This window comes from Prescottella defluvii (genome assembly GCF_000738775.1).
In the GTDB taxonomy this organism is placed as follows: Bacteria; Actinomycetota; Actinomycetes; order Mycobacteriales; family Mycobacteriaceae; genus Prescottella; species Prescottella defluvii.
The window spans coordinates 12,321-31,088 of record NZ_JPOC01000041.1 but is presented as its reverse complement, the minus strand read 5'-3'; the positions used below and the strand labels follow the sequence as shown (position 1 = coordinate 31,088).

The 18,768-nt window shown below is 68.9% G+C and carries 19 protein-coding genes; 14 read left to right on the top strand and 5 right to left on the bottom strand.

The window, feature by feature from the left end:
* The first annotated feature begins 257 nt into the window (after positions 1-257).
* Entirely contained in the window at positions 258-797 is a 540-nt protein-coding gene (locus IJ15_RS0115925; protein ID WP_156112127.1) for a hypothetical protein, read from the top strand.
* Here the strand turns inward: IJ15_RS0115925 and IJ15_RS0115920 are convergent.
* Together IJ15_RS0115920 and IJ15_RS0115915 are read right to left on the bottom strand one after the other, a co-directional pair.
* Positions 772-1,341 (bottom strand): hypothetical protein, encoded by a 570-nt coding sequence (locus IJ15_RS0115920; RefSeq protein WP_031939340.1) that lies wholly within the window; start codon positions 1,339-1,341, stop codon positions 772-774. The two genes, IJ15_RS0115925 and IJ15_RS0115920, sit on opposite strands and share 26 nt — an antisense overlap.
* Positions 1,342-1,454: 113 nt before the next feature.
* A complete protein-coding gene (locus IJ15_RS0115915; protein WP_031939339.1) occupies positions 1,455-2,036 on the bottom strand; it encodes a TetR/AcrR family transcriptional regulator in 582 nt (193 codons plus the stop codon).
* A gap of 86 nt (positions 2,037-2,122) precedes the next feature.
* Between IJ15_RS0115915 and IJ15_RS0115910 the strand changes: the two genes are divergently transcribed.
* From IJ15_RS0115910 to IJ15_RS0115875, 8 genes are all read left to right on the top strand, one after another.
* On the top strand, positions 2,123-3,151 hold the full coding sequence (locus IJ15_RS0115910; RefSeq protein ID WP_031939338.1) for a beta-ketoacyl-ACP synthase III: 1,029 nt from the start codon (positions 2,123-2,125) through the stop codon (positions 3,149-3,151).
* A 56-nt stretch (positions 3,152-3,207) separates the two neighbouring features.
* Positions 3,208-4,956 (top strand): penicillin-binding transpeptidase domain-containing protein, encoded by a 1,749-nt coding sequence (locus IJ15_RS0115905; protein WP_031939337.1) that lies wholly within the window; start codon positions 3,208-3,210, stop codon positions 4,954-4,956.
* A gap of 142 nt (positions 4,957-5,098) precedes the next feature.
* Entirely contained in the window at positions 5,099-6,781 is a 1,683-nt protein-coding gene (locus IJ15_RS0115900) for an NTF2-like N-terminal transpeptidase domain-containing protein (protein WP_081880766.1), read from the top strand.
* 73 nt (positions 6,782-6,854) lie between these two features.
* A complete protein-coding gene (locus tag IJ15_RS0115895) occupies positions 6,855-7,814 on the top strand; it encodes an ABC transporter ATP-binding protein (protein WP_031939335.1) in 960 nt (319 codons plus the stop codon).
* On the top strand, positions 7,811-8,620 hold the full coding sequence (locus IJ15_RS0115890) for an ABC transporter permease (RefSeq protein WP_031939334.1): 810 nt from the start codon (positions 7,811-7,813) through the stop codon (positions 8,618-8,620). Before IJ15_RS0115895 ends, IJ15_RS0115890 begins: the two co-directional genes overlap by 4 nt.
* On the top strand, positions 8,617-9,183 hold the full coding sequence (locus IJ15_RS0115885; protein ID WP_031939333.1) for a TetR/AcrR family transcriptional regulator: 567 nt from the start codon (positions 8,617-8,619) through the stop codon (positions 9,181-9,183). The genes IJ15_RS0115890 and IJ15_RS0115885 overlap by 4 nt, the downstream gene beginning before the upstream one ends.
* Positions 9,180-9,791 (top strand): TetR/AcrR family transcriptional regulator, encoded by a 612-nt coding sequence (locus IJ15_RS0115880; RefSeq protein ID WP_031939332.1) that lies wholly within the window; start codon positions 9,180-9,182, stop codon positions 9,789-9,791. Before IJ15_RS0115885 ends, IJ15_RS0115880 begins: the two co-directional genes overlap by 4 nt.
* A gap of 207 nt (positions 9,792-9,998) precedes the next feature.
* Entirely contained in the window at positions 9,999-11,240 is a 1,242-nt protein-coding gene (locus IJ15_RS0115875) for a DUF1254 domain-containing protein (RefSeq protein ID WP_197059844.1), read from the top strand.
* Positions 11,241-11,306: 66 nt separating this feature from the next.
* Here IJ15_RS0115875 and IJ15_RS0115870 read toward each other — a convergent pair whose 3' ends face one another.
* Positions 11,307-12,365 carry a M48 family metallopeptidase gene (locus tag IJ15_RS0115870; RefSeq protein ID WP_031939330.1) on the bottom strand — a complete coding sequence of 353 codons (1,059 nt, stop codon included), beginning with the start codon at positions 12,363-12,365 and terminating at the stop codon, positions 11,307-11,309.
* A 143-nt stretch (positions 12,366-12,508) separates the two neighbouring features.
* Here IJ15_RS0115870 and IJ15_RS0115865 point away from each other — a divergent pair, with 143 nt between their 5' ends.
* The 5 genes from IJ15_RS0115865 (at position 12,509) to IJ15_RS0115845 (ending at position 16,796) form a co-directional block, all read left to right on the top strand.
* Positions 12,509-13,723, top strand: coding sequence for an acyl-CoA dehydrogenase family protein (locus IJ15_RS0115865; protein WP_031939329.1), 1,215 nt, complete (start codon positions 12,509-12,511; stop codon positions 13,721-13,723).
* On the top strand, positions 13,720-14,751 hold the full coding sequence (locus IJ15_RS0115860) for a phosphotransferase family protein (protein ID WP_031939328.1): 1,032 nt from the start codon (positions 13,720-13,722) through the stop codon (positions 14,749-14,751). The genes IJ15_RS0115865 and IJ15_RS0115860 overlap by 4 nt, the downstream gene beginning before the upstream one ends.
* Positions 14,748-15,485 carry an SDR family NAD(P)-dependent oxidoreductase gene (locus IJ15_RS0115855; RefSeq protein WP_031939327.1) on the top strand — a complete coding sequence of 246 codons (738 nt, stop codon included), beginning with the start codon at positions 14,748-14,750 and terminating at the stop codon, positions 15,483-15,485. Before IJ15_RS0115860 ends, IJ15_RS0115855 begins: the two co-directional genes overlap by 4 nt.
* A 28-nt stretch (positions 15,486-15,513) precedes the next feature.
* Positions 15,514-16,113, top strand: a complete 600-nt coding sequence (locus IJ15_RS0115850) for a histidine phosphatase family protein (protein ID WP_031939326.1) — start codon at positions 15,514-15,516, stop codon at positions 16,111-16,113.
* Between the two features lie 101 nt (positions 16,114-16,214).
* Positions 16,215-16,796, top strand: a complete 582-nt coding sequence (locus IJ15_RS0115845) for a hypothetical protein (RefSeq protein ID WP_156112126.1) — start codon at positions 16,215-16,217, stop codon at positions 16,794-16,796.
* On the opposite strand, the gene IJ15_RS0115840 is transcribed toward IJ15_RS0115845, so the two are convergent.
* The gene (locus IJ15_RS0115840) at positions 16,758-18,230 is read right to left on the bottom strand and encodes a peptide MFS transporter (RefSeq protein WP_031939324.1); all 1,473 of its coding nucleotides are present in this window, start codon (positions 18,228-18,230) and stop codon (positions 16,758-16,760) included. The genes IJ15_RS0115845 and IJ15_RS0115840 overlap by 39 nt on opposite strands.
* Positions 18,231-18,270: 40 nt before the next feature.
* A complete protein-coding gene (locus IJ15_RS0115835) occupies positions 18,271-18,645 on the bottom strand; it encodes a DUF3054 domain-containing protein (RefSeq protein WP_031939323.1) in 375 nt (124 codons plus the stop codon).
* Positions 18,646-18,768 lie beyond the last annotated feature (123 nt).

The following is an 18,768-nucleotide window of genomic DNA, read 5'->3' as shown; positions in this document are numbered from 1 at the left end:
CGAGATGGAGCCGGGACAGCACGAAATTGCCGCCCGGCGTGAATTCCCGGGACGGCGGCTTCAGAGAGGAGTGGAAACTCGGGTCGCCGCCGTCAGCGGAGCGACCAGGGCTTCATGAATCCGGTGCCTGCAAACATGTGCTGGACAGTAGTCGATGCCTCGAACAGTCTCCACCGGATATCGAGGTCACGCTGATCCCACGCAGGCCGTCAGGGAGTCGGCGGCCCGGATCCGTGCGGGTCTGTGAGGATGGGCGCATGACCACTCGGGAGCGAGGCCATGTCCGTGGTGTTCCGTCCGACGTGGTCAGTGCTGCGTTCTGGGTGACGGCGGCGTCGGCACTGGCGCTGACGCTGTTCGCGTCGAACACGTGGGTGTGGGTGTTGTACGTCGTGGTGGGCGCCGGGATCAGCATTGCTTGGTGGAAGTATCGGCGGCACAGCAGGTTCCGGATCCTGTTCGGAGTCGTGTGCGCGCTTCTCGCCGCCGGGGCTCTGCTGCTCGCCGGGCGAGCGGCCGTCGCGACCGTCGTCGTGCCCATCGACAGCATGGGGCAGCGGACGGTGGAGTGCGGCTCCGTCGTCCGCCCGGCACCGGAGGGTCGGCTGCAGGTGTCGGGGATTCCTCAGCGCGAGTTGGCGAGAGTCTGCGCCGATCGGCGCGGCTTCCGCGCGAACGGTGTCGCAGGGCTGGTGGTCGTCGGCCTCCTCATGACAGTCCGGGCGACCGGGCACTTACTTCCCCGACGTGGCGTGACATCGACAGTCTCGGTCAGATCTGCGGTCCCTCCGATCTGAGGTCGTCGACCTTGCGCATCGCCTCGCGCAGTTCGGCGAGCCACTCCTCGGCGTGCTGGCCGGCGAGCTTGACCGTCCACGCCAAGGCGTCGGACCTGGAGCGGGCGACGCCGGCGTCGACGAGGGTGTCGAGGACCTTGCGCTCGGGTTGTCGCAGCCGCGTCATCACCGGAACGGCGAGGTGTGTGAACAGGATTCGCCGACCGCCGATCGTGACGCTCCACGCAACTTTCCGGCCGTAGCGAGCCTCGGCCTCGTCGGCGATCTGCATGCGTTCAGGCCGGGTGGATTCCCGGAACCGGGAGACGCGCCCCGCCGCGGCGGCCTCGGAGCCCTCGGAGTCCTCGGTCTCGCCGGCTTCGACCGGTGGAAGTTCGCCGGTCACGACGATCTCCTCGCGATCCACCTCGACGGTGGCGGGGCCGGTGAACCAGTCGTCGGGGAGTCTGCCGGCGAACCAGTCGGCGGCGTCCGAGGCGTCGGGTGAATCGGCCTGCTGCCAGCCGCCGGGGCGTCCGAATCCGTGGCCGTGTGCCTTTCTCATGATCGTCCTCCTCGGGTCGATCTGCTTGCACTGATTACATGATTACTCCGCTGGGGCGGGAGCGCCACCGCCGAACGGGTCTGTTTCGCGCCCGCGGATCGGTACTGCGGCGGTCAGCGAGCGAGATGGAACTCCAGCAGGATGCGGAGCTGGGTGTGCGCGTCGGCGAACGGGCGACTCGACTCGAGCGCGCGGCTCTGCACGATCGCACCCTCGATCGCGGACAGGAGAAACCCTGCCGTCGAGCGCGCGGCCGCTGCTTCGATTCCGGCGGCCACCATGCCGTCCGCGAGCCGGGCGGTCCAGTCGTCGAACGCCTGGCCGGCGGCCGCCTGCACCGTCGGGTCCAGTTCGTCGAGTGCGGCCGCCATCATGAACGAACCGAGGCGATACTCGCTGGACTCGAGTGGTTCGAGCCAGAATGCGAAGAGTTCGTCCAGCCACCGCGACACCGACGGCGTGCTCGCCAGCTTGTCCGCCGTCACGGCCACGTGCGAATGGACGACCCGCGACACGATCCGTGCCGCCGTCTCGACGAGTTGGCCCTTGCCCGCCGGGAAGTGCTGATACAGGGAATTGCGCGACGCGTTGCTTCGCTTGAGCAGCTCGGTCAGGCCGGCGGCATGCACCCCGTGCTCCTGCACCACGGCGATCGTGCTCGTGAGGAGTCGAGCTCGCGGCCGTGGGGCGGTCATGCGGGGTCCTCCAGGGTTGTATGAACCGATCGGTTCATGTTAGATCGCATCCATGTGAACTGATCGGTTCACATGGAGAGGATGCCGTGCCAGCCCCCATCGCCACCGCCGGTCCCGTCGCTCACGCTGCCCTTCTGGGTCTCGGGGCGTACCGACCCCGCCGGGTCGTGCCCAACGCGGAGATCGTCGACCGGATCGACTCGTCCGACGAGTGGATCCGGACCCGCTCCGGAATCACCGCTCGTCGCTGGGCCGAGCCGGACGAGACCATCGTCTCGATGAGCGTCGCGGCCTCCCGCGACGCGCTCGCTGCCGCCGGTCTCGCCGCAGACCAGATCGACGCCGTCGTGCTGGCCACGTCCTCACAGATGGTGCTGGGACCGTCGGCGGGGGCGGTGGTCGCCACCGAACTCGGCATGCACGACACCGCCGCCTACGACATCTCCGCCGGCTGCGCAGGCTTCTGCTACGCGCTCGGCAATGCCGCTAGCCTCGTCCGCGCCGGGCAGGCGCGACACGTCCTGGTGATCGGCGTGGAACGACTGTCCGACCTGCTCGATCAGACCGACCGGACCTGCGCGTTCATCTTCGCCGACGGTGCCGGCGCGGTCGTGGTGGGGCCCGCCGAGGCCGAGGGTATCGGTCCCGTCGCGTGGGGATCGGACGGAAGTCAGACCGCGGCGATCAAGCAGGACAAGGACTTCCAGCAGTACTTCACCGAGGTGGCGGAGCGCGGATCGGATGCGGAGCGACCCTACATCCGCATGAACGGCCAGGCCGTGTTCCGCTGGGCGGTGACCTTCCTGGAGAAGGCGTGCCGTGATGCCCTGGAGAAGTCCGGAATCACCGCCGCCGACCTCGACGCCTTCGTGCCGCACCAGGCCAACAGTCGCATCACCGACGCCCTGATCCGGACCCTCGGCCTGCCCGACACCGTCGCGGTGGCCCGCGACATCGTCGAGACGGGCAACACCAGCGCGGCGTCGATCCCGATGGCGATGGAACAACTCCTGCGGTCCGGCGGCGCGAAGCCCGGCGACACCGCACTGCTGCTCGGATTCGGTGCCGGATTGGCGTATGCCGGACAGGTCGTCCGGCTCCCGTCGATCGCCTGAGCTGCCCGGAGTGGCGTGGACAGCGAATCGCCCACGGTGCGGGCATCATCGATGTCATGCCCGCACCGCGCCTTTCGTTCCGTACGAACCTGATCGCACTGACCGCCGCGTCCGCGCTCGTGCTGGCCGGATGCGGAGGGAACGATCCCTCCGCGGAGCAGCAGTTCGCCGACGCCCTCGCGACCGGTGACGTCCGGACGGCCGCGGACCTGACGACGGATCCGGCCGCCGCGTCGACCGCGATGACCGCGATGTTCGACGGTCTGTCCGCGCAGGGGCACAGTTTCAGCGTCTCGCAGAGCGGCGACTCGTTCACCCTCGACGCGGACTGGGACTTCGGCGACGGGAAGCAGTGGCGCTACTCCACCGAGGGCACGGTCGTGAACGTCTCCGGTGAGCAACGGCTCTCGTGGGATCCCGCGCTGCTGGTGCCGGGTCTCGTCGACGGTTCGACGGTGCAGTTCACTCCGACGTCCGGTCCGCCGCCGCAGGTGCGGGCGAGCGACGGCCGGCCGATCATGGCGCAGCAGGTGGTCACACTGGTGAATCTGCAGCCGTCGGTGGACCCCGCTGCCGTGGCGCCGTTGCTCACCCCGATCGTCCCGACGATCACCGCCGAGTCGCTGCGCGGTGACCTCGCGCAGGCGGGCGGCAAGCCCGTCACGGCGGTCACGTTGCGTGAATCCGACATCGCCCCCATCCGGGCGCAGTTGGCGGCGATCCCGGGCGTGGAACTGGTGGACCAGACTCGACTGCTCACCGTGGACAAGGCACTGTCGTCGCCGGTGTTCGCCGACCTCGCGACCCTCTGGCAGGAAGGGCAGGAGGCGTCGGCCGGGTGGGCGGTGCAGATGGTGGAGTCGGACGGACGCACCCAGTGGCTCGCCGGGCAGGACGGCGCCGCCGCCCCGGACATCGACACCACGCTGGACCTGACGTTGCAGACGGCGGCCGAGAACGCGCTCGCGGGCGTCCCGCAGCCGGCGGCGATCGTGGCGTTGCGGCCGTCGACCGGCGCGGTCCTCGCCGTCGCGCAGAACGCCCCCGCCGATGCGGAGGGGCCGATCGCCCTCACCGGCCTGTACCCGCCCGGGTCCACGTTCAAGACGGTGACGACGTCGGCGGCGCTGCAGGCCGGGACAGTCACGCCCGACACCGTGCTGCCCTGCCCGGGCACCGAGAACGTCGAGGGGCGCCAGATTCCCAACGACGACAACTTCGATCTGGGGTCGGTGCCGCTGCATTCGGCGTTCGCGCACTCGTGCAACACAACGATGGCGCGGTTGGCCGTCTCGCTGCCGCCGGATGCGCTGCAGCAGGCCGCGCTGCAGTTCGGTCTGGGGCTGGACTACACGACGCCGGGGCTGACCACCGTGACCGGGGCGGTGCCGGCCGCGGACACCCCGGCGCAGCGGGTCGAGTCGGCGATCGGGCAGGGGGAGGTGACGGCGTCACCGTTCGGGATGGCGTTGGTCGCCGCATCCATCGCCCACGGATCCACGCAGGCGCCGATGCTCGTCGCCGGGAAACCCGGCACGGCCGACCGTACGGTCGCACCGGTTCCGGCGACCGTCGACGACGACCTCCGGTCGATGATGCGGGAGACGGTCACGGACGGGACCGCGAAGGTCCTCGCCGATCTTCCGAACCTCGCGGGCAAGACCGGCACGGCGGAGTACGGTGTGGGCACAGGCTCACACGGATGGTTCGTGGGCATCGACAACGACCTCGCTTTCGCGGTTTTCGTTGCGGGAGCGGATAGTTCGGGCCCTGCTGTGGACGCCGCCGGTCGTTTCCTGCGGTAGCTCCATCGGGGTCGGGTGGGTCTCGAGGCGATCTCGCGTGGTCACGAAGAGGTATAGGCACTGGGGGTCAGTGCCGCAATCGTGACTTCTTCGTAGGCGATCCGTGCTTGTTACGCATGTGACAAAAGGGAGGATTGTTGCCATGGGTTTCCGAGCCTCGCCCCGCTTACGGCGCCACCGTGCGATCGCCCTGCCGCTCGGACTCGTCGCCGTCCTGGCCGTCGCCCTGGTGTCCTGCGTGGGACAGAAGACCGACGCGAGCGCGGAGTCGGTCGTCACCGATTTCGTCCAGGCGCTCAACGACCGGGACGCCTCGGCCGCGGCGTCGTTGACGTCGTATCCGAACGCGGCCGAGGATTCCATCCAGCAGATGTTCGACGGACTCGACGCGAAGGAATCCACGTGGACCCTCGCGCAGTTCATGGAACTCAACGGCGATTCCGGCTTCTTCACCGTCGACACCGCCTGGAACTTCGGAGAAGGCAAGGACTGGAGCTACTACGTCGACGGCGGTGTCCGGAAACTCTCGGTGGGCTGGCGGGTGTCGTGGGATCCGACCCTGCTCGCGCCGCCGCTCGGACACGGGCGCATCGTCCAGTACGACCGGACCGATGCCGCGGCGCCGCGCGTGCTCGACGGCGCGGGCAACCCACTGATGGCGGAACAGACGATCAACGCGATCACACTCGACCCGTCCACGATGCCCGATCCGGTCGTGACGACCGATCGGGTGGCGAAGGCGCTCGAACCCGTCGCCCCACTGGTGACCGCGGACGCGCTGCGCAAGGACCTCGCCGCGAAGCCGGGGGAGAGAGTGGTCGCGGTGCTGCTGCGCGACCAGGACTACCAGTACCTCGAACGTGACCTCCAGGGCATCCCCGGCGTCGTCGTCGACAAGCAGCCCAAGCTGATCACCACCGACCGCCGGATCGTCACACCGCTGCTCGATCCGCTGCGGGCGGTGTGGCAGGCGAACCGTGACGCCACCGCCGGGTGGGCGGTCAACGTCGTCGAACCCGGCGGTGCGATGCAGCAGCAGGTGGGCTACCAGGGCCCGCCCGGCCCCGACATCAAGGCCACCCTCGACTCCCGGTTGCAGTTGGCGGCGGAGAATGCCGTCGTCAGTGTCGGAACGCCGTCCGTGATCGTCGGGATCCGGCCGTCGACCGGTGCGGTCGTCGTTGCGGCGCAGAACAATCAGGCATTCGAACAGGGGCCGATCGCCTTCTCGGGCCTCTACCCGGCCGGCTCCTCGGTGGACCTGGTGCGCCGGGCCGCGGCGCTGCAGTCGGGGGTCGATCCCGGGGACGTCAGCGACGACGACCTCGAGCGCGCCGGTCGGCAACTCGGCGTCGGCCTGAACTACGAGATGCCCGGCCTCGACCCGGAAACCGCGGTCCTCACCGCGTCTCAGTCGGGGGTGGACCAGGTGATGAAGTCGCGGAACGGATCGGAACCACAGGTCAGTCCCTTCGGTCTCGCGATGATGGCGGCGTCCGTCGCCCGCGGCAGTGCCCCGATGCCGATGATCGTGGAGGGCCAGCAGGCCACCGCGAAGAACGTCGAGGACGCACTGCCCGCGCATGTCGCCGACCAGTTGCGGAACGCGATGCGCGACAACGTCCAGGCCGGGCCGGCATCGTTCCTCAAGCAGTACCCCGACCTGATCGGGATGGCGTCCGGCAACGACAGCGACCGATGGTTCTTCGGCTCGCGTGGCGACCTCGCGTTCGCGGTCTTCGTCGCCGACGCCGACGGTGGGGACCGGGCGCTGAAGATGACCGACCTGCTGATGCGGGAGATGGCCAAGCCGATCGAGAAGTAGGCGAACCGGGAAAGTCGCCGACCGGATCGACGCCGCTTCGACAAACCTACCTACATGTAGGTAGGTTGACGGCATGACCGAACCCCCTGCCATTCACCTGCACGAACTCACCAAGAGATACGGGAACCGGACTGTCGTCGACCGGTTGACCCTCCGCGTCGAGCGCGGCGCGCGGACGGTCCTGGCGGGCCTGAACGGGGCCGGAAAGTCGACGACGATGGAGATCGTCGCGACCCTCCGCACGCCGACGTCGGGCACCGTCGAGGTGTTCGGACACGACGCGGTCCGCGACGCCCCGTCCATCCGTCGCCTGCTGGGGCTGACGCCGCAGAGCAACACGCTCGACCCTCTGATGACGCCGACCGAGGTGCTCGTCCTGCAGGCGATCGTCCTCGGGCGGACCTCGGGTGCCGCGAAGCGCCGCGCCGGCGAACTCGTCGATCTGTTCGGGCTGTCGGCGCACGCGTCGACACGCCTGTCGAAGTTGTCCGGCGGTACCCGCCGCCGCGTCGACCTGGCACTGGCGCTGGTCGGGGATCCGCAGCTCATCGTGCTCGACGAGCCCACCGCGGGGCTCGACCCGTTGAGCCGGCTGGAGCTGTGGGACGAGTTGCGTCGGCTCAACCGCGAGCGCGGAACGACGCTGTTCATCTCCACGCAGGACCTGCACGAGGCGGAGGTGCTCGCGAGCGAGTTGCTGGTCCTGCGCGCCGGGCGACTCGCCGGCCGGGGCAGCCCCGACGAGCTCAAGAGTCACACCGGCACGCGGACCCTCGCCGTCACCGTCGCGACGCCGGACCGGCTCGCCGAGATCGTCACCCGGCTGCGGATGCCGCACACACTCGCGCGTGACGAGTCCACCGAGATCCGGTTCGCGCTCACCGGCGCCGGCCGAACGGGGGAGTCGTGGCCGGCGGTCATCGGCGAGCTCGCCGCCTTCACCGACGACATCACCGGGCTCCGGCTCGAGGAGCCGACGCTGGACGACGTGTTCGCCAGGCTGGCAACCGATCACGAGGGGGCACCGGCATGACGACGGCAATCGACCTCGGCGGTCCCCGGGCCGACGCGGACGGCGGTTCACCCGTCGGCGTCCACGTCGCTGCTGCCGCCCGTTCCCTGCGGACCGTGGTGCGACTGCCGATGCTGCTGATCAGTCCGCTCAGCATGTCGCTGTTCTTCATGCTGATCTACTCGGGCCAGCTCTCGCGGGCAGGCGACGCCTACCTGGACGGCACCACGTTCATCGCGTTCATTCTCCCGCTGATCCTGCTGACCGGTGCCGTCACCGGCGCCGCGACCGCCGGGGAGCTGGTGGCCCGCGACGTCGCCGGCGGATACCTCGACCGGTTGGCGCTCGCCCACGGCAGCACCCGGCCCTTCGTCGTCGGTCCGTTGATCGCGGCGTCGATGGTGGTGCTCGCCCAGGCGGTCCTCACGATTCTGGGTTCGCTCCTCCTGGGACTGCGGCCCAGCAGTTTCGGCGACATCGTCCTCCTGGTCGCGTGGACCGTCGCGGTCGGCGTCGGGGTGGCATCGGTAGGGGTTGCCGCGGCCGTCCGATCCGGGACCTCGTCGACGGTCAACGGCGTCACGATGCTGTTCTTCGGGCTGTCGTTCTTCACCGGTGTGCTGGCCCCGGCCGATCAACTCGCCGGATGGATGCGCGTGATCGCGTCGGTGAACCCGATCACCTATCTCCTCGAGGCGATGCGGGGCACGGTGGGCAGCGCGGGTGTGCAGGCGCCGCTCGCCGCCGCCGTCATCGTCACTATCCTTGTCGTCGGTGGAATCGCAGCCTGCGCCGCCGCACTGACGCACCGGAGCAAGACACGATGACACCCACCGACACCAAGGCGCGCCTCGTAGAGACGTTCGCCCGGCACCTCGCGACGAACGGATACGCGGGGCTCTCCCTCATCGAGGTGGTCCAGGAGGTCGGCATCAAGAGGCCGTCGCTCTACCACCACTTCCCCGGCGGCAAGGATGCGCTGTACGCCGCTGCCGCACACGATTTCATCGATCGGCAGCACGAGAAGCTCCAGGCCGGGCTTGCGTCGGACGGCGACCTCACGGATCGGCTCGTGGCGATCGTGCGCGCGGTGGCCGACCCGAGCGGGGCGCAGGTGTCGTTCGACCAGCGACTGTTCGACGCGCTGCCGCTCGTCGACGACCCGATCCGGGACGAGGTGTCGCGGGCGTACGTCACCAAGCTCCTCGACCCGGTCGAGGCCGTCATCCGCGATGCCGTCGAGGCCAGGGAACTCGCCGGTGACGAGGGCTTCCTGACCAACGCCCTCCTGCATCTGGCGCGTGCCACGGACCTGCGGCCCGACGACGACTCGCTCGCACCGAAGCTGGTCGCGCTCTTCCTGAACGGCGCGCATACGGTGGGGGCATGACATCGGACGGGGCAGCGGGATCGTGGCGGCACTACGGCGACACTGCGCTGCCCGGGCCGCTCGCGGCGGCGCTGGAGGTGTTCGCCGAACGCGGGTACGAGGGGGCGTCGATTCGTGAGATCGCCGCGCGGGCAGGCCTGTCGGTGCCGGGGCTGTACCACCACTACCCGTCCAAGCAGTCGATGCTGGTGGCGCTGACGCAGGTGATCATGGCGGACCTGCTCGACCGCAGCCGACGCGCCCTCGCCGAAGCGGGCCCGTCGCCGCGCGAGCAGTTCGACGCCGTCGTCGAATCGCTGTTGCGGTTCCACATGGTCCGGTGGGCACAGGCATTCGTCGCCTCCACCGAGATGCGCAGCATGGAACCGGAGGGACGCGCGGAGTACGTCGCGATGCGCGACGAACAGCAGCGCATGCTCGACGCCATCGTCCTGGCCGGGGTGCAGGCCGGCGACTTCCGGACGCCCTACCCCGGCGATGCGAGCCGCGCCGTCGCCACGCTCTGCATCGCCGTCGCCGGCTGGTACCGACCCGACGGGCCGCTCAGTCCCGACGAACTGGTGGAGCGGTATCTCGTGATCGCGCGGGGTGCGGTCGGTGCTGTGTGATCAGCCCGAGTCCCAGCGTCCCGATCGATGCCAGCGCGGCGCGGCAGTGCGCGTTCGGTCCGAAATAGGCACCGCGACTGTGCGCGCCATTGGGTAACTTCAGTCCGGGGACGCGGCGCGTTGCCGACGGATGTTCGTAATCCGACGTGTTGCAATGGCGGTGCGGCCGTCCGGCCGTTCGACAACGACACTGAGGAAGTGGTTCGAGTGGCGATTTCCGAGAAGCTCGCGTGCGACGCGTATCTGTACGCATACTCGATCGACGAGGCGTACAAGTTCCTCTACGAGACGACGATCGAGCCGGGGCTCGCCCTCAACCAGTTCCAGCTTCTGCGTGATCTCGCCGACGACACCTACACGGCGCATCCCACGATCAACAACGACACGTTGCATCTCCAGGGCTGGTTCGACGTCGGTGCGGAGCCGGTGATCGTCACGATTCCGGACTTCGACGAAGACCGCTACTGGATTTTGCACACGATGGACTTGGGGCACTACACGAACGCCATGATCGGCTCTCGCACGCGCGGTGCTCGTGGCGGACGTTTCCTCTTCGCCGGCGCCTCCTGGGAGGACGAGGTCCCGGAGCAGATTGATCTGGTCGTGCGTTCGGAGTCGGACCTCGTCAAGGTCATGGGTCGCATCATGACGACCGGTGGGGACGACCTCGAAGTGGCTCGCAGCCTTCAAGACCGGTGGAAACTGGAGACGCTCTCGGCATTCCTCGGGGTGCCGGGCCCCGAGCAGCTCACCCGCGAGTATCCCGACCCGGCGGCTACGAACTGGCTGCAGCGCGTCAATTTCGTTCTCGATGCTGGTTCGATGGCGCAGGCGGACGCGACGTGGTTGGCGAAGTACAAGGAAATCGGCCTCGAGCCCGGGAAGACCGATTTCGTGCCCGAACAGTTGGAGGCTGCCGAGCGGGGCGAGCTGCTGGGACGGGCTCACCTCCGTGACCTGGCTCCGCGAATGACGAACTCGGGCAAGCTTCTGGGCACACGGGACGACCTTCAGGACGGGCCGCGCGACCTCTTCGCCGAGGGCACAGTCATCGGTCAGTGGGGCCTGCCGCCGGTCGAGTCGGTATACCTGAAGGTCGAGACCGGCTCCGACGGGAGGTCGATCAACGGGTCCGACGGCAAGACCTACCGCGCCCGCTTCCTGCCTCCGGACGTGAGTGAATTCTGGTCGTTCACCGTGTACAGCACCGACGACCGCCTCATGGCGCACAACGCGATCAACCGGCACAGTCGAGGCGACCGCACCATGACCCCCGACACCGACGGCTACTACACGATCGTGTTGAGCGCCGACGCCGACGCCCGTGCAGACGACCCGAGCTTTCTACCTATCCCGGAGAAGGACTCCTACCTGATCCTGCGCATGTACGGCCCGAGTAAGGCTGTCCGGGAGATCGGGTACACGATGCCCGCGTTCGAGGTGGTCTGAACCCGCGGCGTGCCTGCCCGGAACTGTAAGTCGATGTTGTTCGGCGAGTGGAAGATCGGTGCCAGGTCAGTCGCCGGAGCCTCTGCGCCAGTGTGAGAAGCGCTCCTTGATGTCCGCCGCGACCTCGCCGACGCCGTGTCCGACCGCGCCGACGGCATCGCCGAGACCGCTGCCGACGTCGCGCAGCACCCGGATCAGCGGATCGTCGGACTGATCGAAGTTCTGCTTGTACGTCTTGGCGGCGTTGCGGAACTCGTCGCCGATCCGGGCATCGTCATCCGTTGAACGGTGCGGGTACTCGCCGCGGAGAACCTGTGCGTACTCGCCGCCGTCCACCCACCGCTTCAGCTCGGCCGCCCGGAGCACCGAGAACGGGTGGGAGAGCAGTTCGATGTTGAGCAGCTTGAGGACACCGTCGCGCAGATCGCCGCTCGCGTCGTACTCGGCGGCCTGCGCGAGGAACGCGTCCGGGTCGATCTCCTCGACCCGGGACCCGCCGGCCAGCTTCATCTGGACCCGTAGGGCGGTGTGCACGTCCTGACTGCACAGCAGGCCCGCCCGATCGCCGGACAGCTCCGACTTGCGTTGCCACTCCATCAGTCCCGCGATGATCGCACGCAGTGCCCAGCCGCCGACCGGCACCCAGCCGATGGTGCCGGCCAGCCGCATCAGGTGCAGCAGGATGGTGCGGTACACCGCGTGCCCGGACAGCGCGTGGCCCAGTTCGTGGCCGATGACGAAACGCTGTTCCTCGTAGTTCATGACGTCGAGCAGGCCGGTGGTGACCACGATGAACGGCTTGTCCATGCCGATCGTGAACGAATTGACCGCGGGGGACTGGAAGACGAACAGCTCGGGGGTCTCGTCCGCCCCGAGGATCTGCACGCAGTCGCGGAGCAGGTCGTCGAGATCGGGGAACTGGCGCTCGTCGACGCGGATCGAGGTCGCGAGGTACATCAGCCGATGCTGGCGCTCGCGCAGCAGACCCGACACGGTCCGCAGAACGGTGTCGAACCCCTTGAGCGTGCGGAGCGTGACGAGCGCCGCCCGGTCTGCCGGATGCTCCCAGGCGCGCGAACTGATGCCGGGAAACTCGATTCGTGTGCGATCAGGGCTGGTGGTCACATCGTCCTCCCCTAGTCGATGGTTTCCATCAGAGTAGCGACTGGCCGGTTTGTCCGGTCGGGGCTTGACGGCCGATCGCCACTGTGCGACGGTAAGCCCGACCGACCGAGCGATCGCTCGGTCGCTGTAGTCGGAGGTGTGGCGTGGCTGTTGATCTGTCGTACTCGCCCGAGGTGGACGCGCTGATCGCGCGCACCACCGAGTTCGTGCGGGACGTGGTCCTGCCGATCGAGGACGCCCACGGCGGCGATATCGCCGCGGCCGGAGGCGACGCGCTGCGGGTCGAACTCCAGGCCGAGGCGAAGGGGCGGGGACTGCTCGCCCCGCACGCACCCGTCGAGTACGGAGGCCTGGGCCTGGACATGAGCGATCGCGCGCCGGTGTTCGAGGCCGCCGGGTACTCGTTGTTCGGGCCGACGGCCCTGAACATCGGCGCACCCGACGAAGGCAACGTGCACCTGCTCGCCCACGTCGCCGACGCCGCGCAGAAGGAACAGTTCCTCGGGCCGCTCGCCCGCGGCGAGGTGCGCTCGGCGTTCGCGATGACCGAACCCGCGCCCGGTGCCGGCTCCGATCCGTCGGCGCTGACCACCCGCGCCGAGAAGGCGCCCGGCGGTTGGAAGATCAACGGCCACAAGTGGTTCATCACCGGTGCGGACGGTGCCGGCTTCTTCATCATCATGGCCCGCACGTCCGGGACGCCCGGTGACCGCGGTGGCGCGACGATGTTCCTCGCGCCGGCATCCGCACCCGGTATCCGCGTCGGCCGGCACATCGACACGCTCGACCGCGCGATGATCGGCGGCCACTGCGAGGTGTTCTTCGAGGACCTGTTCGTGCCGGACGAGGCCGTCCTGGGCGCCGTCGACGAGGGCTTCGCCTACGCGCAGGTCCGACTCGGGCCGGCCAGGATGACGCACGTGATGCGGTGGCTGGGGGCGGCGCGCCGCGGGCACGACGTCGCGGTCGCGTACGTCGCGCAGCGCGAGGGTTTCGGATCCCGGATCGGCGATCTCGGGATGACCCAGAAGATGGTCGCCGACAACGAGATCGACATCGCCGCCACCCGGTCGCTGCTGGTCCGCGCGTGCTGGGAACTCGATCGCGGGCAGACCGCGTCGGACTCCACCTCGATCGCGAAGACGTTCGGGTCCGAGGCGATCTTCCGGATCGTGGACCGCTCCATCCAGATGTGCGGCGGCATGGGCGTCTCCGGCGACCTGCCACTCGCCCGCCTGTCCCGTGAGGTGCGTCCGTTCCGGGTGTACGACGGTCCCTCCGAGGTGCACCGCTGGGCGCTGGCCAAGCGTGTCGTGGGCAAGGCGAAGCGTGCCGCCCGCGAGGCGGGTCGCTCGTGACCGCGGCACGGCTGGACGGCCTCGACCTGGTTGCGCTGCAACGGTTCTTCACCGAGTCCGAGGTGTCCACCGTCGGTGACCTTCGCGCCGACCTGATCTCCGGGGGCAAGTCGAACCTCACCTACCGGGTGTTCGACGACGCGTCGCAGTGGGTGCTGCGGCGTCCGCCGACCGCGGGTCTGACCCCGTCGGCGCACGACGTCGCCCGGGAGTACCGGGTGTGCGCCGCACTGCAGGACTCTCCGGTGCCGGTGGCGCCCACGGTGGTGCTGTGCGAGGACGAGTCGGTGATGGGCGCGCCGTTCGCGGTCACCGGATTCGTCGACAGCCGGGTGATCCGGACCGTCGACGACCTCGCCACCCTGACCGATGCCGAGATCGGCACGTGCACAGATGAACTGGTGCGAGTGCTCGCGGCGATGCACGAGGTCGACTACCGGGCCGTCGGGCTCGGGGATTTCGGCCGGCCCGACGGGTACCTGACCCGGCAGATCGCGCTGTGGGCGCGGCAGTGGGAGCGGGTCCGCACCCGTGAACTGCCGGACCTGGATCGGCTGCACGGACTGCTCGCCGACTCGATCCCGGCCACCTCGCAGTCCGCGATCGTGCACGGCGACTACCGGATCGACAACACCCTCGTCGCGCTCGACGACCCGGGCCATATCGTGGCGGTGGTGGACTGGGAGATGTCGACCCTCGGTGACCCGCTCTCCGACCTCGCTCAGATGTGCGTCTACCGGCATCCCGCGCTCGACGTCATCCTCGGCGAACCCGCCGCATGGACCAGCGACCGTCTGCCGTCCACCGACGCCATCGCGCAGATGTATGCCGACGCGAGCGGCCGCACCGTCGACCACTGGTCGTTCTACCTGGGGCTCGCTAGCCTCAAACTCGCGGTGATCGCCGAGGGCATCACCCACCGCCACCGTGAGGGCGCCACCACGGGAGAGGGATTCGCGCAGGCGCACGAGGCCGTCGCGCCGCTGGTCGCGGCGGGTCTCGCCGCCCTGGCAGGAGGAGAACGATGACGAACAGTGCACTGATCACCGGAGCGTCCCGCGGCATCGGGCTGGGCATCGCGCAGCGCCTCGCCGGCCAGGGCTACGCGCTCACCGTCACCGCACGGGACCGGACGCGGCTCGACAAGGTCGCCGCGCAGTTGCGGTCGGCGGGGGCACCCGACGTCGTGGCGGTCGCCGCGGACATGGCCGACCCCGATGCGGCCGCCTCCATCGCCGAGACCCACGAGGACCGGTTCGGATCGATGCGGGCGCTCGTCCTCAACGCCGGCGTCGGCACCGCGGGACCCGTCGCAGAGTTCCCGATGCGACGGTTCGACAAGACCATCGCCGTGAACTTCGCCGCCCCGTTCGCGCTCCTGCAACGGTCGGTGCCGCTGTTGCGCAAGGGCGCCGCCGACAATCCGGGCCGAGGCGCGAAGGTGGTCGCGATCTCGTCCATCACCGGCGTGTACGCCGAAGCGAACCTGTCGGTGTACGGCGCGACCAAGGCCGCGCTGATCTCGCTCGTCGAGACCCTCAACCTGGAGGAGTCCGGCAACGGGATCTCGGGCACCGCGATCGCCCCGGCCTACGTCGACACCGACATGTCGGAATGGACCAAGGACCGCATCCCCGCCGACACGATGCTCACCGTCGACGACGTCGTCGAACTGGCCGACGTCGTGCTGCGCCTGTCGGACCGGGCGGTGCTGTCGAAGCTGGTGCTCAGCCGCGCGGGCGCCTCGGGATACGAGGCGTGAGAGTGGATTCCGATCCCGGGGGCCGGACGTGCAACTGATCCTCGTCCGGCACGCGTTGCCCGAACACGCCGTCGTCGACCGGGGCCGCGCCGACCCCGGTCTGACGGTGCGCGGCCGCCGTCAGGCGCGTCGGCTCCCGGAAGCGCTCGCGGCGGACAAGGTCGCCCGCATCGTCGTCAGCCCGCAGCGACGCGCCGTGGACACGGCGGCGCCCCTCGCCGCGGAACTGGCGTTGCCGACCACCGTCGACGAACGTCTCGCCGAGTACGACGTCGATCAGGCTCGCTACGTACCCATCCACGAGGCCCGCGATCTCATGCCGGAAGCCTACGAACGGATCCGCGCCGGCCTGCTTCCCGAGTTCGTCGACGAACACGGATTCCGCACCCGCGTGCTCGACGCGATAGCCGACATCGTGGCGCAGTCCGACCACGAGGACACCGTCGTGATCGTCGCGCACGGCGGCGTCCTCAACATCGTCCTGCAGCAGATCCTCGGACTGGCTCGGCCGCTGACATTTCCGCTCGACTACGTGTCGATCAGTCGGGTACTTCTTTCCCGCAACGGTTCTCGCCGGGTCGCGTCGGTGAACGAGACCTCGCACGTGCGCGATCTGTTCGTCCGCTGAGCCCGTCCCACGGCGCGGCCCTCGCGTGTAGGGTCGAGCGCAGGTGACCCCGCGCCCGACGGCTTCGTCCGTCGGACCCTCCGAGTGCGCGGGGAACGATGATGACAACCGACGCACGTCGGCCCCTGTGGATGCTCGTCGATCTCGAACCCGGCTACGACCGGCTCCGTGTCGGCGATGTGATCGAAGGTTCGGCGGTATGGCTCGAGGCCGGCATCGATATCCAGGACAGTCCGATCCCCGGCGAGATTCTGTCCACCGATGTCGCGGCCGTCGTCGGGGACAGCGCCGGCCCGCATTGCGTCCTCGACCTGGGCGCGCTGGGATCGGTCCTGGCGGGCGCCCGGGGTGAGACGGGATCCGCGGTCCGGATGTCCGGGACCCCGATGCTCGACCGCTACGCCTGGGCGACGTCCCGACTCCGATCGAAGGTGCGCGGCCGCATCGTCCGGACCGGAGTCCTGGTCCGGTCGCATTCGAGCCCCGGTGAGCCCGGTTGGTACGACGGCGCCGGCCTGTGGGACGGACCGCTGCGATTCCGGTCCGTGCCGCCGTGGGAACGGGTACAGACGTTCGCCCCCGGGCGGGGTGCGTGCGTCGAATGGTACTGCGTGGAAATCGAACCCGTCGACGACGCGACTTCCTCAGTGCACCCCGCGCATGAGGCGTCGGATCCACGGTGACAGCACCGCCAGCACCACGCCGATGCCGATGGACACCAGCCCGACGGTGGCGAAGTACGGGACCTCGTTGCTCTCGTCGTAGTAGCCGGACAGGGTGCCGGCGAGACTCGAACCCAGGGCCACCGACAGGAAGAACAGCGCCACCATCTGGGTGTGGAACACCGCGGGGGCCAGCTTCGTCGACAGCGACAGTCCCACCGGCGACAGCAGCAGTTCCGCGAAGGTGAACAGCAGCAGGATCCCGGCCAGGCCCAGCAGCGGTGCACTGTTGGTGCCGCCACCGGACATCGGGATGAAGCACAGGAACGCGACACCCATGATGCCGGTGCCGAGCGCGAACTTGATCGGCGACGACGGCTGGCGGGAACCGAGCTTGGTCCACGCCGCCGCGAACACCCCGGCGAAGACGATGATGAACACCGGGTTGATCGACTGCACCCACGTCGGCGGGAACTCCCACCCGAACAGGTTGCGGTCCAGCCTCTTGTCGGCGTAGATCGCCACGGTCGTGAACTGCTGCTGGAACAACGACCAGAACGCGGCGCTCGCAATGAACATCGGGATGAACGCGAACACCCGGCTGCGCTCGGTCCCGGTGATCCGACTGCTCGTGAGGATCACGGCAAAGTACGCGACGGCCGCGACGACCGTCAGCGCCACGACGACCTCCGACAGGTTGCCGGTGCTGATCACCCCCGTCAGCGACAGGACCGCGACGACGACGACAGCCACGATGGTCAGCACCATCACCCGCGGGCGGTCGGCCGCCGGCAGCGGATTGGGGGCGCTGGCACCGATCCCCTGCAGGTGCCTGCGCCCCAGCGTGTACTGGATCAGGCCGAGCGCCATGCCGACCGCGGCGAGCGCGAAACCGACATGGAATCCCCAGTTGTCCTGCGCCCACCCGGTCAGCAGCGGGCCGAGCAGGCCACCGAGGTTGATGCCCATGTAGAAGATCGAGAAGCCCGCATCCCGGCGCTCGTCGTCCGGCGCATACAGGTCGCCGACGAGCGAGGTGGCGTTCGCCTTGAGCCCGCCGCTGCCGAACGCGATCAGCACCAGCCCGACGCCGACACCCGGCAGGTCCGGAATGATCGCCAGGCTGATGTGGCCCAGCATGATCAGGCACGCACTGTAGAAGAGGGTGCGCTCGGAGCCCAGGAGCCTGTCGGCCACCCACGCACCGACGATCGTCGACAGATAGACGGTGCCGCCGTACGCGCCGACGATGCTCGTCGCCGCGGCCTTGTCCAGACCCAGCCCGCCGTCCGCCACGGTGTAGTACAGGTAGTACAGCAGGATGCCCTGCATGCCGTAGAACGAGAAGCGTTCCCACATCTCGACGCCGAACAGGTTGGCCAACGCGAACGGCTGTCCGAAGAAGCCGTGATCCGAATCGGATCTTCCGGACTGCGATTCGACCCTCGAACTCATCGGAGCCTCCGATTCATCCGTGCGTCGCGTGGCCTCGGACTCAGCTGAGGCTGCGGCGCCGCCTGACTGTTTGGTAGAGCGCCCGCCAACCGACGAGGAACAGCGCCAGGAACGACGCGGCGACGAGGATGAACGAGAACGCGGTGCCCTGATCGCTGACCACCCGCAGCAGCATGCCGAACACCAGCGCGGACAACCACACGATCACCCCGGTCGGGAAGGCCAGGGTGGCGTCGAACTTGTCGCGGTAGAGCAGGAACGTGATCAGCCAACCACCGGCCAGGCCGACCAGGAACGGCCACGCCGTCGTGAGCAACCCGCTGAGAACGGCTTCCTCGTGACTGCTGCGACCCGCCGCGGCGAACGCGAGGACCAGCACGATATCGACTACGGCGGCGGGCAGGTACTTCTTCACGACGACCAGCCTATGCCGCCGCCAGATCCGTCACGACGGACCCGCCGCAATCCGCGCGCCGCGAGGATTCACCGCGTCCACCGCGTCCACCGCGGACGGGATCGCGGATGTGGCCGATTCGGC